20 protein-coding genes and 1 tRNA gene are annotated in these 15,248 nt (G+C 64.5%); 8 read left to right on the top strand and 13 right to left on the bottom strand.

All coding sequences use genetic code 11. From position 1 onward, the window contains the following. Positions 1 to 309: 309 nt before the first annotated feature. The 6 genes from MKK53_RS09620 to map all read right to left on the bottom strand — a co-directional run bounded on the left by MKK53_RS09620 (position 310) and on the right by map (position 6,097). Positions 310 to 1,056, bottom strand: coding sequence for a peptidase (locus MKK53_RS09620; RefSeq protein WP_243928477.1), 747 nt, complete (start codon positions 1,054 to 1,056; stop codon positions 310 to 312). Positions 1,057 to 1,084: 28 nt separating this feature from the next. Continuing rightward, positions 1,085 to 1,909 (bottom strand): transglutaminase family protein, encoded by an 825-nt coding sequence (locus MKK53_RS09615; protein WP_243928476.1) that lies wholly within the window; start codon positions 1,907 to 1,909, stop codon positions 1,085 to 1,087. Positions 1,910 to 1,966: 57 nt separating this feature from the next. After that, positions 1,967 to 2,914 carry an alpha-E domain-containing protein gene (locus tag MKK53_RS09610; RefSeq protein WP_243928475.1) on the bottom strand — a complete coding sequence of 316 codons (948 nt, stop codon included), beginning with the start codon at positions 2,912 to 2,914 and terminating at the stop codon, positions 1,967 to 1,969. A gap of 60 nt (positions 2,915 to 2,974) precedes the next feature. After that, complete coding sequence (locus MKK53_RS09605; RefSeq protein WP_243928474.1) at positions 2,975 to 4,411, bottom strand: circularly permuted type 2 ATP-grasp protein; 1,437 nt, start codon at positions 4,409 to 4,411, stop codon at positions 2,975 to 2,977. A gap of 96 nt (positions 4,412 to 4,507) precedes the next feature. Next, on the bottom strand, positions 4,508 to 5,242 hold the full coding sequence (radC, locus tag MKK53_RS09600) for a RadC family protein (RefSeq protein ID WP_243928478.1): 735 nt from the start codon (positions 5,240 to 5,242) through the stop codon (positions 4,508 to 4,510). A gap of 27 nt (positions 5,243 to 5,269) precedes the next feature. Continuing rightward, positions 5,270 to 6,097: a type I methionyl aminopeptidase gene (gene map / locus MKK53_RS09595; protein ID WP_243928473.1), complete on the bottom strand. Its 828-nt coding sequence runs from the start codon at positions 6,095 to 6,097 to the stop codon at positions 5,270 to 5,272. A 221-nt stretch (positions 6,098 to 6,318) separates the two neighbouring features. Between map and MKK53_RS09590 the strand changes: the two genes are divergently transcribed. From MKK53_RS09590 to MKK53_RS09580, 3 genes are all read left to right on the top strand, one after another. Beyond that, entirely contained in the window at positions 6,319 to 6,573 is a 255-nt protein-coding gene (locus MKK53_RS09590; protein ID WP_243928472.1) for a zinc-finger domain-containing protein, read from the top strand. A gap of 16 nt (positions 6,574 to 6,589) precedes the next feature. Further along, on the top strand, positions 6,590 to 7,795 hold the full coding sequence (locus MKK53_RS09585) for an FAD-dependent monooxygenase (protein ID WP_243928471.1): 1,206 nt from the start codon (positions 6,590 to 6,592) through the stop codon (positions 7,793 to 7,795). A 34-nt stretch (positions 7,796 to 7,829) separates the two neighbouring features. After that, positions 7,830 to 7,916, top strand: a tRNA-Leu gene (locus MKK53_RS09580). Positions 7,917 to 8,316: 400 nt separating this feature from the next. Here MKK53_RS09580 and MKK53_RS09575 read toward each other — a convergent pair. The 3 genes from MKK53_RS09575 to MKK53_RS09565 all read right to left on the bottom strand — a co-directional run bounded on the left by MKK53_RS09575 (position 8,317) and on the right by MKK53_RS09565 (position 9,237). After that, positions 8,317 to 8,499, bottom strand: a complete 183-nt coding sequence (locus MKK53_RS09575) for a hypothetical protein (RefSeq protein WP_243928470.1) — start codon at positions 8,497 to 8,499, stop codon at positions 8,317 to 8,319. 154 nt (positions 8,500 to 8,653) lie between these two features. Next, positions 8,654 to 9,004, bottom strand: a complete 351-nt coding sequence (locus tag MKK53_RS09570) for a hypothetical protein (RefSeq protein ID WP_243928469.1) — start codon at positions 9,002 to 9,004, stop codon at positions 8,654 to 8,656. Continuing rightward, on the bottom strand, positions 9,001 to 9,237 hold the full coding sequence (locus tag MKK53_RS09565) for a hypothetical protein (protein WP_243928468.1): 237 nt from the start codon (positions 9,235 to 9,237) through the stop codon (positions 9,001 to 9,003). Before MKK53_RS09565 ends, MKK53_RS09570 begins: the two co-directional genes overlap by 4 nt. A 377-nt stretch (positions 9,238 to 9,614) precedes the next feature. Between MKK53_RS09565 and MKK53_RS09560 the strand changes: the two genes are divergently transcribed. After that, positions 9,615 to 9,848 carry a hypothetical protein gene (locus tag MKK53_RS09560; RefSeq protein ID WP_243928467.1) on the top strand — a complete coding sequence of 78 codons (234 nt, stop codon included), beginning with the start codon at positions 9,615 to 9,617 and terminating at the stop codon, positions 9,846 to 9,848. A gap of 222 nt (positions 9,849 to 10,070) precedes the next feature. On the opposite strand, the gene MKK53_RS09555 is transcribed toward MKK53_RS09560, so the two are convergent. After that, positions 10,071 to 10,337, bottom strand: coding sequence for a hypothetical protein (locus MKK53_RS09555; RefSeq protein ID WP_243928466.1), 267 nt, complete (start codon positions 10,335 to 10,337; stop codon positions 10,071 to 10,073). A gap of 219 nt (positions 10,338 to 10,556) precedes the next feature. Between MKK53_RS09555 and MKK53_RS09550 the strand changes: the two genes are divergently transcribed. After that, a complete protein-coding gene (locus tag MKK53_RS09550) occupies positions 10,557 to 10,823 on the top strand; it encodes a hypothetical protein (protein WP_243928465.1) in 267 nt (88 codons plus the stop codon). 80 nt (positions 10,824 to 10,903) lie between these two features. After that, a complete protein-coding gene (locus MKK53_RS09545; RefSeq protein ID WP_243928464.1) occupies positions 10,904 to 11,191 on the top strand; it encodes a hypothetical protein in 288 nt (95 codons plus the stop codon). 270 nt (positions 11,192 to 11,461) lie between these two features. On the opposite strand, the gene MKK53_RS09540 is transcribed toward MKK53_RS09545, so the two are convergent. Continuing rightward, complete coding sequence (locus MKK53_RS09540) at positions 11,462 to 12,781, bottom strand: hypothetical protein (protein WP_243928463.1); 1,320 nt, start codon at positions 12,779 to 12,781, stop codon at positions 11,462 to 11,464. A gap of 138 nt (positions 12,782 to 12,919) precedes the next feature. On the opposite strand from MKK53_RS09540, the gene MKK53_RS09535 reads away from it, so the two are divergent. Next, entirely contained in the window at positions 12,920 to 13,222 is a 303-nt protein-coding gene (locus tag MKK53_RS09535; protein WP_243928462.1) for a hypothetical protein, read from the top strand. An 89-nt stretch (positions 13,223 to 13,311) separates the two neighbouring features. Next, a complete protein-coding gene (locus MKK53_RS09530) occupies positions 13,312 to 13,476 on the top strand; it encodes a Flp family type IVb pilin (protein ID WP_243928461.1) in 165 nt (54 codons plus the stop codon). 704 nt (positions 13,477 to 14,180) lie between these two features. Here the strand turns inward: MKK53_RS09530 and MKK53_RS09525 are convergent. Together MKK53_RS09525 and MKK53_RS09520 are read right to left on the bottom strand one after the other, a co-directional pair. Further along, positions 14,181 to 14,540: a hypothetical protein gene (locus MKK53_RS09525; protein ID WP_243928460.1), complete on the bottom strand. Its 360-nt coding sequence runs from the start codon at positions 14,538 to 14,540 to the stop codon at positions 14,181 to 14,183. A gap of 251 nt (positions 14,541 to 14,791) precedes the next feature. Then, a partial coding sequence (locus tag MKK53_RS09520) for a hypothetical protein (protein WP_243928459.1) occupies positions 14,792 to 15,248 on the bottom strand: 457 nt, incomplete at its 5' end.

Raw genomic sequence — 15,248 nt, 5'->3', positions numbered from 1 at the left:
GGAGGAGGGTTCCAGAGATCGCAGGGCCTTCTGGAGCCCTCCTTCGAGGCCCGCCGAAGCGGGCACCTCAGGATGAGGAGGCAGGGTGGGACGGGTGTCGCGACGATTCCCCCGCAGCGGGCGGGGGGATGTCTTCAATGCCCACCACCCTGGGTCGCTTCACTGCGTTCGCGATGACGGCGAGGGGCACGTTCGGCGCGACCGTCTTTGCGAGCGGAAGGAAGCAATCCAGGGAACCGCCACGCCCCCAAACGGCCCGCCGCCCTGGGTCGCGCCACCGCCGTCGCGATGACGGGAGCGTGCAGGCCCCTAGGCGGCTGGTCCGTAGGGCGGCCGGGGGATCGCCCGGTGGGCGGCGCGCAGGGCGGCGGACCAGCGTTCGCGCAGGTCGTGGAAGTAGCCCTCGCCCGCCTCGATCCGGTGGTTCACCTCGAGGTTCAAGGCCTTGCGCCGCGCCAGCGCGATGTCGATCGGAAGCCCCACGCCGAGATTCGAGCGCATGGTCGAATCCATCGACACGAGGCTGACCTTCAGCGCGTCGTAGAGGTCGGTCTCGAACTTCACCGCCCGGTCGAGGATCGGCTTGCCGTATTTATGCTCGCCGATCTGCAGGAACGGCGCATCCGTGCTGCACTCGATGAAATTGCCCGCCGAGTAGATCAGGAACAGCCGCATCGGCTCGTCGCCGATCTGGCCGCCGAACAGCAGCGAGATCGAGAACCGGATGCTCGCCGCCTCGAACCCCTTCTGCTCGATGGTCCGCACCCGGCGGATCGCCCGGCCGATGAGCTGGGCTGCCTGGAACATGGTCGGCGCCTCGATGAGGCGCTGGGCCGGTTCACCGTCGTCGCCCGGCACGCCCTCCTGCAGCAGGCTGAGCACCGACTGGGTGATCGAGAGGTTGCCGGCCGAGGCCAGCATCAGCACACGCTCGCCCGGCACGTTGAAGTGGTGGAGCTTGCGGTAGGTCGAGATGTCGTCGAGACCCGCATTGGTGCGGGTGTCGGCGACCATCACGAGCCCGTCCTCGACGAGGACACCGACGCAGTAGGTCATGATCTCAGCATTCCGGGATGGGCCGCACTCAACATTGCACGGCCGCCCTGCCTTGCTCGACCCGGAGCTTCACGTCCAGCGTTTCGGTGCCGCCGCCCGTGCGGCTGCCGCGGATCGGCGCCGCCCCCAGGTAGTCCAGCCCCATGGCGAGGCGGATGTACTGCTCCGAGGGGCTGACGTCGTGGACCGCGTCGAAGGCCACCCAGCCGAGGTTGGGAACCAGCGCCTCGGCCCAGCCGTGGGGCGCCTCGACCTCGGCCTCGCCGTCGTCCCGGGCGCGGTAGCCCGCCACGTAGCGGGCCGGGATGCCGAGATGGCGGGCGGCGGCGATGAAGACGTGGGCGATGTCCTGCGGGTTGCCGCAGCCCGCCGCCAGGGCCTTGGCGGCCGGAACCGCCGCGGTCGCCGGGCCCGCCTCGAACCGCACCGTCCTGTGCACCGTGTCCATCAGGCGGTGGAGCATCGTCAGCGGGTCCGCGGCGCCGGTCGCGGCGCTCTGCGCGAGGGCGTGCAGCTCCGGGCTGGTGCCGCAGAAATCCGTGTCGCGCAGGTAGAACGGGTCGGGCAGCCGCTCCACCGCCCCCCGGACGACGCCGTGGGTGTCGTCGGTGTCGGCCTCCCCGGTCACGCGGATGACGAGGGCATCCGCCGGCTCGTCGGGCGTGAACCAGTGGACGACGTTGCCGAACCCGTCCTCACGGGCGGTCAGGCGGCCGTCCACCGACGTGTCGATGCGCCAGCGGCGGATGTACTGGCCGTCGTGGTCGCGCGGCGTCAGGCGCAGGATCTGGATCAGACCCCGTGCCGGCTGCTCGTAGGTGTAGCTGGTCTCGTGGACCACGCGGATGCGCATGCGCCTTTCCCGCCTTCACGGTTGGTGGTGAGCGGCCCCGGCCTGACCCGGCCGGTGTCAGCCGACGAGATACTGCTTGGCGATCGCTTCGCCCACCCTGTTGTTCTCCGCGATGAAGGCCTCCACGAACTCGTGCAGGCCCGTCGAGAAGATGCGGTCGATGTCCTCGCTCTCGAGCTTCGCCAGCAGGTTGCCCGCGAAGCGCTGGCTCGGTCCCCGGCGGCCATAGGCGTCGGCGATCAGGTCGAGATACTCCACGATGACGCCGTAGCAATTGGCGAAGGAGCGGGGCATCTGCTTGTTGAGGATCAGCAGGTCGGCCACGAGCAGCGGTTTCACGCTCTCCCGGTAGACCCAGTGATAGGCGGTCAGCGCCGAGACTTCGCGCAGGATCGTCGTCCACTGGAAGTAGTCGAGGCTGCCGCCGATCTTCTCGTCCTGCGGAAGCAGGATCTGGTATTTCACGTCGAGGATGCGGGCGGTGTTGTCGGCCCGCTCGATCGCCGTGCCGAGGCGGGTGAACCAGAACGAGTCGTTGCGCAGCATCGTCCGGAAGGCCGAGCCGTCGAAGGTGAGCGAGACCGTCTTCACCCAGTCGAGGAAGCGGCCGAACTCGTCGCGGTTGAGGTCGCGCCCGGCATAGCTGCGCAGTTCGAGCCACGCACCGTTGATCGCGTCCCACATCTCGGTGGTCAGCGCCGTGCGCACGGAGCGGGCATTCTCCCGGGCCGCCTCGATGCAGGAGCGGATCGAGGACGGGTTGTGCGGGCTGAAGGCGAGGAAGTCGCACACCGTGTCGGCGTTCACGACGCTGTAGTGCGGCTTGAACAGCTCCGGGTCCCCCGCCGAGGCGAGGGCCGATTCCCACTCGTTGGTCTCGCCGCCGCCGTAACTGGAGGGCAGGGCGGCCAGGCGGTGGGCGGCATCGAGGATGCGCGCGACGAAGTCGGCGCGCTCGACGTAGCGCGAGAGCCAGTAGAGGTTGTCGGCAGTCCTAGAGAGCATTGTGCGGCTCGATCGTCCCGGCCCGGCAGGGCTTACGCAGCTTCGACGTGGAGTGAGCGGTCAGGCGTCGAGCACCCAGGTGTCCTTCGTCCCACCGCCCTGGCTCGAATTCACCACGAGAGACCCCTCCTTGAGGGCCACGCGGGTGAGGCCGCCCGGCACGATGCGGATCTGGTCCGCCCCGCATAGCACGAACGGGCGCAGGTCGACGTGGCGCGGGGCGACGCCGGAGGCGACGAAGGTCGGGCAGGTGGAGAGTGACAGGGTCGGCTGGGCGATGAAGCCGTCCGGCGCATGGCGCAGCTTCTTGGCGAAGTCGTCGATCTCGCGCTTGCTGGCATGCGGGCCGACGAGCATGCCGTAGCCCCCCGAACCGTTGACCTCCTTCACCACCAGCTCGGACAGGTTGTCCATCACGTAGGCGAACGCCTCCTTCTCGCGGCAGCGATAGGTCGGGACGTTGTGCAGGATCGGCTCCTCGCCGGTGAAGAACCTCACGATGTCCGGCATGTAGCTGTAGACCGCCTTGTCGTCCGAGATGCCGGTGCCGACGGCGTTGGCGAGGGTGACGGAGCCGCGCTCGTAGGCGTTCATGATGCCCGGCACGCCGAGCACGGAATCCGGCCGGAAGACCAATGGGTCGAGGAAGTCGTCGTCGAGGCGGCGGTAGATCACGTCGACCCGGCGCGGGCCCTCGGTGGTGCGCATGTACACCACGTCGTCCTTGGTGAAGAGGTCGGAGGCCTCCACCAGCTCGACGCCGAGTTTGTCGGCCAGGAACGAGTGCTCGTAGAAGGCCGAGTTGTAGCGGCCGGGGGTCAGCAGCACCACGGTCGGGTCGCGGGTGGCGGAGGTGGGGGCGAGGCTGCGCAGGGTGGCCAGGAGCGCGTCCGGATAGTTCTCCACCGGGGCGACCCGGTGCTTCGAGAACAGGTCCGGGAAGAGGCGCAGCATCACCTCCCGGTTCTCCAGCATGTACGATACGCCCGACGGGATGCGGGCGTTGTCCTCCAGCACGAAGAAGTCCTTCTCGCCGGTGCGCACGATGTCGATGCCGGCGATGTGGACGTAGAGGTCGTGCGGCACGCGGAAGTTGCGCATCTCCATGCGGTAATGGGCGTTCTTGTAGACGAGGTCGGCGGGGATGATGCCGGCCTTGATGCATTCCTGGGCGCCGTAGACGTCCTTCAGGAACATGTTGAGCGCCGTGACGCGCTGCTTCAGCCCGCGCTCCAGGAAATCCCATTCCGGCCGGGTGATGACGCGGGGGATGATGTCGAAGGGGATGAGCCGCTCGGTGGATTCGGTGTCGCCGTAGACGGCGAAGGTGATGCCGATCCGGCGGAACAGCAGCTCGGCCTGGCTGCGGCGGGTGTTGAAGTGCTCGGGCGGGGTCGAGTCGAGCCAGGCCTTGAGGCGTCCATAGGCGTCGCGGAGGGTGGCAGGGTCGGCGATCCCGCCCATACCGGTCATTTCATCGAAGGCCGCGGCCGCCATGCTTTTCATCTCCCTCACGCTCCCGCTCTCAAGGCAAGAGACGCGCCATGGATAGAGCGTAGCGGCCGGCCGCCGGGTTGCCAGGGGTCCCGGCTTTTAGAAAAGCTTCAGCCCTTTCAGGCTGGCATGGCCGTTACGCCCCATGATGACGTGATCGTGCACCACGATGTGCAGCGGCGCCAGGACCGAGACGATCTCCCGGGTCATGGACACGTCGGCGGAGGAGGGGGTCGGATCGCCCGACGGGTGGTTGTGGGCGAGGATGATCGCCGTCGCCGACAGTTCGAGGGCCCGGCGGGCGACCTCGCGGGGATAGACCGGCGTGTGATCGACGGTGCCCCGCCCCTGCACCTCGTCGGCGATGAGATGGTTGCGCTTGTCGAGGAAGAGGATGCGGAACTCCTCCCGCGGGGCGAAGGCCATGGTGGCGCGCAGGTAGTCGGAGACGGCGCTCCACGACGCCAGCACGTCGCGCTCGCGGATCTGGCCGCGGGCGAGGCGGCGGCCGGCGGCCTCCACGAGCTTCAAATCGGTGACGACGCCGGGGCCGATCCCCTCGACTTCGAGGAGCCGGTTGCGGTCGGCGCCGAGCACCTCGGCGAAGCTGCCGAAGCGGCGGATGAGGGCCTTGGCCAGCGGCTTCACGTCCCGGCGCGGGATCGACCGGAACAGGACGAGTTCGAGCAATTCGTAATCGGGCAGGCCGTCGCCCCCGGTCTCCGCGAACTTCTCGCGGAGGCGGTCCCGGTGCCCGAGATAGTGCGGCGCCTCCGACGGCGGGGTGGGGGCCGGGGCGGCGCCCTCGGCGAAGAAACCCGGCCCCTGCCGCATGGACGGCGTGCGTGCCACCGGTCGGCCTCAGGCGGCCGGGTTGACCGGCTGGTGAAGGCCCCTGGGCGAGACCGTGAAGATCTCGACGCCGGTCTCGGTCACGGCGACGGTGTGCTCGAACTGCGCGGAGAGGGACCGGTCCCGGGTGACGGCGGTCCACCCGTCGCCCAGCACCTTCACCGCGGGGCGGCCGAGGTTGATCATCGGCTCGATGGTGAAGAACTGGCCGGGCTTGAGCGGCACGTCGTAGCTCGCCTCGACGTAGTGCAGGATGGTCGGTGCGTCGTGGTACAGGCGCCCGAGGCCGTGGCCGCAGAAGTCGCGGACGACGGAGCAGCGCTCCGCCTCGGCGAAGGTCTGGATCGCCCGGCCGATATCGTTGGTGGACCCGCCGGGCTTCACCGCCGCGATGCCGCGCATCAGCGCCTCGTAGGTGATCTCGCACAGGCGCTGCGCCTTGCGCGGCACCTCGCCGACATAGGCCATCCGGCTCGAATCGCCGTGCCACCCGTCGAGGATCAGGCAGATGTCGAGGTTGATGATGTCACCCTCGCGCAGGGGCTTGTCGTTGGGGATGCCGTGGCAGACCACGTGGTTGATCGAGGTGCAGATCGACTTCGGATAGCCCCGGTAGAACAGCGAGGCCGGATAGGCGCCGTGGTCCATGGCGAATTCGTAGGCGAGCTTGTCGAGGGCCTCCGTGGTCACGCCGGGCTGCGTCGCCTCCATGAGGAGGTCGAGGGCCTGGGCGGTGAGGTGCCCCGCCCGCCGCATGCCGGCGAAATCCTCCGGGCCGTGGATCGGCGGCTCCGGCGCGCGACGCGCCTGGGCGCTCGCCTGTTCCTGCTGCATCATCGGGGATATCTGGACGGAGTCGTCAGGCTGTCGAAGGATCCTATGTACGGCGCACCGGCCGGGAGGCCAAGCGCCCCGGCACGTGGGTGATGCGGACGCGGCATGTCCTGTCCGCGGTGCTGGTGCCCCCGGATCCCGTGGCCCCTCCCTTGCGCGGCCGGGGGGCGGGGCGGCATAAGCGCAGGCGGACATGCCCCATCGTCGGGGCAGGCGAGGGCCGGATGGCAGGCAAGTCGGTACCGCATTTCCACAACGAGCCCGGCGTCCCGGCCATCGCGGTCGGCGCGAAGGAGTTCATGTGCATCGGCGCGCTCCCGCCATTCGACCACCCGCACGTGTTCCTCGACATGGGCGCGGACAACGAGATCATCTGCCAGTACTGCTCGACCCTCTATCGCTACCGGCCCGAGCTCGGCGCCGGCGCGGCGGAGCCGGCCGAATGCGTCTGGCACGACGATTCGGCGGCGGCGGCCTAGGCGGCGCCCGACCGCGGTGCCGACCGGATCACCCCCCCACCGCCCCCCCCTCGAGATCGGGATCGTCGGCGCCGGCATCGGCGGCCTGACGGCGGCGCTCGCCCTCTCGGATGCGGGCCATGCGGTGACGCTCGTGGAGCGCCGCACCGGGTTCAGCGAGGTGGGCGCGGGCATTCAGATCTCCCCCAACGCGAGCCGGGTGCTCGCCGGCCTCGGGCTGGCGCCCGCCCTGCACCGGGCGGCGAGCGAGCCGCCGGGGGTCGAGGTGCGCGCCCTGGAGAGCGGGCGCCGGATCGGGGGCGTCGCCCTCGGGGCCGCGGCGCGTGAGACGTTCGGCGCGCCCTACTACGTGATCCACCGGGCCGACCTGCAGACCCTGCTCCTCGACGCCGTGCGCTCGCGCCCGCGGATCCGCCTGCTGATGGGCCGGTCCGTCACCGGTGTGGGCGAGGGCGCCGAGCGCGTGACGCTCGTGGCCGATACCGGCACAGGCACTCAGGAGCTGGGCTTCGATCTCCTGGTCGGGGCCGACGGCCTGCATTCGAACCTGCGCCGGCACTTCGACGACGCCTCCATCCGGCCGGGCCGGGCGGCGGCGTGGCGGGCGCTGGTACCCCGCGAGGCCGTGCCGGACGCCCTCTCCGGCGACGCCACGGGCCTGTGGCTCGGGCGGGGCCGGCACGTGGTGCACTATCCGGTGCGCGGCGGCAGCCTGCTGAACGTCGTGGCCGTCGTGCCCGAGGCGGTGGGCGAGAAGGGCTGGGGCCGGCTCGGCGAACCGGCGGTGCTGCGCGCCCATTTCCGCCACTGCGCCGAACCCCTGCGGGAGGTGCTCAGCCTGCCCGATTCGTGGCTGGTCTGGTCCCTGGCCGACAGGCGGGCTCCCAGGCCCCTGGCCCGGGGCCGGATCGCCCTCCTGGGCGATGCGGCCCACCCGGTTCTGCCCTACCTCGCACAGGGCGCCGCCCTGGCGATCGAGGACGCCGCCGTGCTGACGGAGTGTCTCGGCGAGGCCGCGGACGTGTCCGCGGCCCTCGACGCCTACGCCCGGGCCCGGAACAGCCGCGTCCGGCAAGTCCAGCGGGCCGCCCGCGCCAACGGCCGCAGCTATCACGCGGGCGGCGTCGTGGGCCTCGTCAGGAACGTGGTGATGCGGCGGCTCGGCCCCGCCGGCATGCGCGACCGCTACGCCTGGGTCTACGGGTGGACGCCCCCCGCTTGATCCCGGCGACCGCCGGAGTTACCGCTACGCTTATGCGGACGTGGCGGAACCGGTAGACGCACGAGACTTAAAATCTTGCGGCCGAAAGGCCGTGCGGGTTCGAGTCCCGCCGTCCGCACCATTGATTTCATTGATTAATCTCCGTCTCTTCTCGCCGGTCGATGAATGCCCGGCAAACTCATGTCGGCACCACGTCGGCACCAGATGCCTCGGCTGCATTCGCAAGTCCGTCGCACGGTCCTTGCTAGAGACTGAGCGTCGGTCTCCTCCCGACTCCCCCACGCTCGCCTTCCCGTCTCAACCGCCCGGGGCGAGGCGGGCGTGGGTGCGACAACACGGGACCAGCGGATTGCACCCGGTTTGCATTTTTCATTCTGTGGAGAGCTATCCCCACCGCCCGCGCTTGTTGGCACGCCCCCTCGGCTCAGGCGCGGGCGACATTCATGACGTCCGGCGCGGTACTGGCAGCAACTGACAACCTGTCGCTTGCTGTGGAGGCTCGCGAGCGTCGGACCAAGGCGTCAGTGCCGCGAATAAGGGAACGAGTAGCCAGCGCGGTGAGCGAACCTGTCCGCCTGCTTCATGCGATCACGGGAGCGATCAATCGCCGCCTCCGCGTGCGTCATGAGCATGTCGGATCGGGCCATCTCGAAACGAGCCATCCGCACTTCGCGCAGGGCGAGTAGCCAGAGGATCAGGCGCATAGCGTGCCCTCCTCGGCCATCTCGCAGTAGCGATCCAGCAAGCCCAGGCTACAGGGCTCTGCGGCGGCCGTAGGGGCGCCAATCAGTGTCACACCACCGCCGATGAGCGGGAGCGAGACGAGGCCGCGCAGAAAGCCACGGCGCTGCATGGGGGCTACCATATCCCCCTCCCCCGCCATTCGCAGCCAACAGCACTGAGCACGAGCGCCGCGCGAGTTGAAGGTTGCCGGTGAGGGTCACGCCAACTGCCCGGACCGTCGAAATGGAAGTTCCCCGCACCCGTGTTGGCAGGTGTGAAGCGCTCCCAGCTCGGATCGCCGGGGCACTGCTCCTCGCAGAGCATCCGGCGCTCCATGAACAGCCACTCGTTGTAGGACATCAGCAACTCGTCCGTGACGGGCTGTGCCACGGCGGACGGTGCGCCGATCAGGGTGATCCCGCCACCGATCAGCGGCAGAGTGGTGAGGCTGCGCAGGAACCCGCGCCGGTTCGCGGGGGCGTTCATGCGCACCTCCCGTAGCCGGGGGTATGCCGCTCGTTGAGCGCGTCCAGCAAGGCGATGTCGGCCTCGATCCGCTCGGCGATCTCGCGGCGCAACTCGCGGAGGTGTTGCCGCTCCAAATCTGGATCGGCGGCGTGCATGGCCGCGAGGGCGATGGTGACGGGACCGCGCTGTGCGGAAGGCAAGCGCGGGCGTTCACCGCCGCGAACGGGCGGTGTAAGGTGGTGGATAGCCATGAACAGCACTCCAGGTGCGGTTGGTGGTTAGAGCTGAGGTTAGGTTGCAGCCTTGCCTCAGCTCGTATTTTATGGTTGCATCAAATTATGCCGCCGTCAATTCCTGCATCCAGAAAATCTCGGGGCCGTCCGGCTACTGGTGTCGGCATACCCGTGCAGGTTAGATTGCAGCCAGCGCAGGTTGCTCCACTCGATGCCTGGATTGCTGCACAACCCGACCCAAAGCCATCTCGCCCAGAAGCAATCCGCTACGCCCTCACGGACTGGCTGACGGGCCAGGGCTACGTGCGGCATCGAGAAGATCCTGAGGGGGCGAACTGACCTCCTCGGTCGGCGTTGCGCCACTAATAACGCGTGGCGTCCATGCTGGAAATTTGATGACTTACACCCTCCAACGGCTCGCCCCAGGCAGCTTCGATTTTCTTCTCGACGGCGAGGTTGTGGGTAGCATCGTTCGCGAGGTGTCCAAGGACGGCTACGAAGGCGACTGGGTTGTCGAGACGCTGACCGAGAGCCCGCCCTATCCAGTCCCGTTCACTGCCGAGACGCACAAGTTCGGGACGTTGAAGGCTGCTGCGGACTGGCTTGAGGCGGATGTTCCCGATCTCTGATCTGGGTTAAAGAGGCGCTGGAGACGGGGCAATCGTGACCGCTATTCCCGATCAGCAGATGGAGATGTCGCCACTCAGTGGAGAGGTTACGGTCGCGGGTCAGACCGCACACGTCTACATCTACCGCTTCGCTCGATCCACCAGCGAATGGACTTTGCTTGTCCGATGCCACAATGGATTGCTTAGGGTCTGGGACGCGCCATTCGCGAACGACAAGATTGCCTACCGTACCTTCGAAACGGCAATAGCTGAGGAAGGGCTCGGGTTGGGTCGCGCTGCAGGTTGATCCTGATGCGAGACCGGCGCTCCGAGAGCAGCCATGAGGACTCGCAGCCCCTCAATCCATTCCTCGGCTTCGGCCAGGGAGATGAAGCCGTCGCGCCGAATGACCTTGTCCGGCTCAATCGTGACGACGGCATCGAACTGCCCGTCCGGTCTATCAACGATCCTGTAGAACACTCGGCGCGCCATCCTTTTGACGTAGCGCATAGCGAGCTTCGCATAAGTGAAGTTGCAGGATCCACAACGTCGCACTGCCCTGAGCGAAGAATGCCTTCTCCGTTTGCGTGAATGGTGAGGGAACAGTCTGCAGTCGGCCACCAGGGCTAGTTGAGGGTGAACTTCTGGATGCTCAGGCGTTGGTGAGGACGGAATGGCCCTCGCCCGTGAGGTGCCCATAGCCCTATCGCCTTAGCAAAGGACACCCCCATGAAGCGCATCCTCATTGCATCTGCCCTGATCCTGTCGCCGCTCGCCCTCGCCGCTACTGCGCAGGCACAGGGCACGATTCCCGGCGCTCAGCGGGGCGCTGAAGATGGCAATCGCGCCGCTGGCCCTATCGGCGGCGTCGTAGGCGGCGCGGTCGGTGCGGCGACCGGCACTGTGGGTGGCGTTCTTGGCGTCGACCCCGAGCGGGATCGTCGGGATGACCGCATGGAGCGCCGCGAAGAGCGTCGCGAGATGCAGCGTCGCTAGTCCTGAGTTTCGCTGCTGCCGGCTCGGTGATGCCGGCGGCGGCGACGGCGATCCTCTGATCCCGGGCGTAGGGAGTCACAATGATCCGCCCCCGTCGCGTTGGCCTGCCTTGGTATGCCCCGGAGGACTACGACGCATTGCGCCAGAGCCTTGCCGATGGCTCGAAGCTCCCCGTTGCCTATGAGACGTGGCGGAACGCTACCGATCAGATGGAGCGGGAGGTCCAACGCAGTGGCGTCGAGGTCGTCCGCGTGCCGATAGTGCCAAACGCATTCGCGTTGTGGTGCGAGCAGAATGGCCGAGCGAGCGACGGCGCTGCACGCTCCCGGTATGCGGCCGAAGTCTTGAATGCGGACGCCGACGGCTGACACGGCCGGCGTCATCTTCATCGAGAAGAATGGCGAACAATCTGAAGGCAGAAATCTCGGTGGCTTGCGCTTATGACATCGAATGCAAAACGCCGCCCTTGAGGGGGCGGCGGGGGTCGCATCGACGGTTGAGATCTCTTTCAGCCAACGATTTCCATGACGGCTTCTCCTCAAAGGCGAGGACATTATGAAGCGGAAATGGTTAATCACCCCTTCCGGTTCAACCCCTGCGAGGCAGGTTTGAACACGACCCAAATCGCCGGTCAAGCGCTACCTTCGGTTGCGGTAAACAATCACCTCGGATGCAACAAACTCAATGATTGAAGCCCATGGCTGTAAACGCTCAAGGTTATGGCTTGTCGGCGTGAGCGGTAACACAGATTTTTGATCCCGGCCATGCGCTAGAGCGTTGCGAATATCCCTCAGACGTTTTGCAAAAGCTGTCATTCCGTTTGGTCCAAATCCCTTTGCGTCTTTGATGTCTTTCATCAATGGCTCAACAGAAAAACCTCCATCGAACGTACTCGTCTTATCAAAAGAAGATTTGTTTCTGTTTAGTTCTGTCCAAAGTATATCGGCAGGAACAACATCTTTAATGAGTGCCTCAAATTTAACTGGTGGGTCTAGATTGGTGCTCTGAACAATGCTCAATACACTCTCAGTAAGTTTATCTATGTCATCAAGCGCAGATGGAGAGCTTAAAAACCTTCGCACTTTGTCCTTCGCTCCGCTCTCGAGATAAAGAACAGAAGCGTACTCAATTATTCTAAAGCTGTACAAGAAACGACTTGCCGGATCGCCAGTTATTGAAGCGCTCCAGAATCTCAATAGATGCTCATCAAGCTCGCGAGAACTAATTATGCCGGGAAATTTTCCATCTCGAAACCTAGGGCGAGGTTGTCCAGCAGAGCTTTCGATTTTTGGCGAATGGATAGATATGATTGGCGACTTGCGGTCATAATAGTACATGTAAAAATTCAATTCGCGCATAAGCGCAAGAATTCTACTCTCGTCCCAGTCAATGGTTCTAATCCAAAAACATACAGGCAATCCCATCTCGAAATCAGCATCCTCTAGGCCGTCACTTTCTCCAATATTTTCAAGCATATTGAAAGAATAGATACCACGATATTGTGTTGCTGATTGCGCAACAGGTACCGTGTATTTAGCTATCGCTAAAAGTCTTTCACTGGCCGGAGCGTATTCGCATGTAAGTTCCTGTCCGCGATGAATGAACGTAAATTTGCGAGCAGGCAGATCTTCACGACCACTTCCTAGTGGGAATGCTGTGAATATAATTTCTATATCTTTAGTATCTTTGTGGTAAATAGCTGAATAGCGCTCTGGAAGCACAACAGAATTTAGGGCATTGAACAGTCGGTCCGGATCCGCAGGAATGTAGGTTGATATAGATTCGTCACCCCACGGGTTGACAATCCTCAAGGAATTTCCATGCTCAGGATCAGAGATAATTTCGACTGAGGATTTTGGGTTATCCTCAAGAAATACCCTTAAAGACGTTCGGCAGGCCGCAAGATCAGCGTCCGAGGGGCGAGCGGGCGGCTCAGAGGCGGGCGTTGCATCGTTCATCAGGATTCAACAAGCTGAGGGCTGCGTTTAGACAACCCAAGAGGCGCGTGACGTCAAGGAGCTACAACTAAAGGCCGTGGTGTCGCCTCCCTACAAAGTTTGTGGCTTCCCGCACTCACCATCAGCTATCCTGCCGCCATGCGCACAGCCCTCGCCGCCCTCGCTCTAGTCATCGCTGCCTATGGAGCGCAGGCTCAACAGAAGCTGCCGACGGTCTCTGAGCTTCTGAAGGCCGAAGCTAAGGCTACCGAAGCCTGTGAGGGCGGGGGCGACCCTGCCATCGTCTCAGAGCAGTGCCGGCTTCGGGATCGGATCAGCGGGCGACTTGCTCAGGCCGGCTGGTGCTGGGGCCGCAAAGGCCAGACCCAAGTGAAGAAGGAATGGCATGCCTGCCAGCCGGACTCGATCTATGAGGACGATGTCGAGGCTGTTCAACCCTGACTTCAATCAGCGATTATCCCCTTCACGATCCGTAAACGCCATCTCACTATCACGAATGTTTGAATGTCTCGTCGGCGGAGGATCGGTCGATGCCTCAGCTGCTAAAGCGGTTCGCCCGGGACGAGCCCGACGGTACCGCCATCGAGTACGGTATGATAGCTGCCCTGATCGCCGTCGTGATCATCGGTACGCTGAAGGTCGTCGGCATAAAGCTGAACGCCAAGTTCTCCTCGATCTTGGCGCAGCTGAATTGAGGCGCTTGTCGTGCCTTCGCCTCTCGTGTTGAAATTTTAGCCGCCGGCCCGCTTCTCTGACTCGGCCTTGGCCTTCTCGAAGGCCTCGTGCCCAGTCTCACCCTCGATAGGTGTTTTGCTCTTCGGTTCGCTGCCGGTGGTAGGGTCAGGAACGTTGACGCCTGCAATCGGGACTGTCGGCGGCTGAATGCTCTCACCCTTAGGTTTGTCGCTGTCCGACATCATTGCCTCGTCTAGTTAAACGGATTGGCGGGATTGCAGGTAGAGAGGCGGCGCATTGGCCAAGATATTTGGCCGATGTGCGCCTTTATTGTTGTTGTACTTCAGTCTGCCAAACACTCGCTTTGGCAGGCTGAAGTACTCGTTGATGCTGGCTCTGGACCGCGTACGAAAACTACCGACGAGTCCTACCCCGTTGGGCCCAGGTCATCTTTGGCCGCGCCGCCTGACGGCGCATCATGTGGTGTCCCCGCATCCGCACATGGGTCAGCATGTCGGATGAAGAAATTTTAGATATTGGACCGGAAGGTACGGCGGCGGCAGGGAATGATAGAACGGCAAGGCCGACCGCAGTGATTGCAGCGAGTGTCAGGGTGCGCATGCGTTTCCTCCGTGCCATGGCGCAGTCGGAACGCGTCAGGCAAATGTGAAGCATTGGGTGCATCGATTAGTTCAATCGCCGCGCGTTGCACGTCGCCGATCAGTCAGAGGCGCCGGGTTCGTCTGGCCATCGCGAGTTCGCGAGCGTCATCCTCTGCAGCCGGAATGCCCGCGAGGACACGCGACGGCGTTGTGTGAACGATGCGCGTGTTCTTTGGCTCACCCACTCCACAGCCGATACAGACTGCATAGGTCCATCGTGTCCAAAGCCCCATCGCTTTGGCGTTGAACGCATCCTGCTTTTTCCGGCCAGCTTCGATCCGCTCCTTGATCTCTGCTTGCTTCGAGTCGCTACTCGGATCTGGCTGTTGTTCGGTTACAGCAGGCGATGGATTTTTATCCTGGGCACAAGCTGGCATAGCGGCAGCTGTCAGCAGCATTGAAGCGATAATAAGCGGGCGCATTCGACCTCCGAATGTATGATCTTCAGATCATCAATTCGGAGCGATTACGATCTGACTGGATCTTAAGTTTCGGAATTTCAAAATATTTTGTAAAAATCAAACAAAGTACTATCATACATTGCAATATCTGGCACCGCAGGCGTTGCGACCGGCCTGCGCCTCAGATGCTCGGCGTCTCCATCTGCCGGCTCTTTCAGATGCCCCGGTGCTTGGTCACGTCGTCCCGTCCGACACCGCAGGCGTAGCCCTACTTAGGCCGCAACGTCCGGCTTTGAAGGGGTAGCGATCTGGTTGTACGGATCGCCCGCATTGCCATCGGGGAAGCGCCGCTGGAACACCGCCTCGCTGACCAGCACCACCGTGGTCGTCGTGCCAGCCTCTGACTGCGTGCAGGTCACCGTGAACACCCGCAGGTCCATTTTGCCAGTGTCGTTGGCGAAGGCCATCGGTGACTTCACGGTGACCTTATCGCCCAACTCCCACAGGTTGGTCGTGCCGGGCTTGAACCACCCGAGATGGGTGACCGTCACCTGTACCGTGGCGAGCAGGATCTGCTGCGCATAGGCGTCGACCGCTGTCTGGTTCTCCTGCGCGTCGAGCGGACGGTCGGCAGCGATCCGCACCGTCATTCCCTTGGCCCCGGACGGGATCGTCGCGGTCGACTGGATCTGCGCGGCCGCTGAGCCGAACTTCTGATCCGTGCCCGGC

This window comes from Methylobacterium sp. J-076 (genome assembly GCF_022829405.1).
Lineage (GTDB): Bacteria > Pseudomonadota > Alphaproteobacteria > Rhizobiales > Beijerinckiaceae > Methylobacterium.
This window is presented reverse-complemented; position numbering and strand designations above follow the sequence as displayed.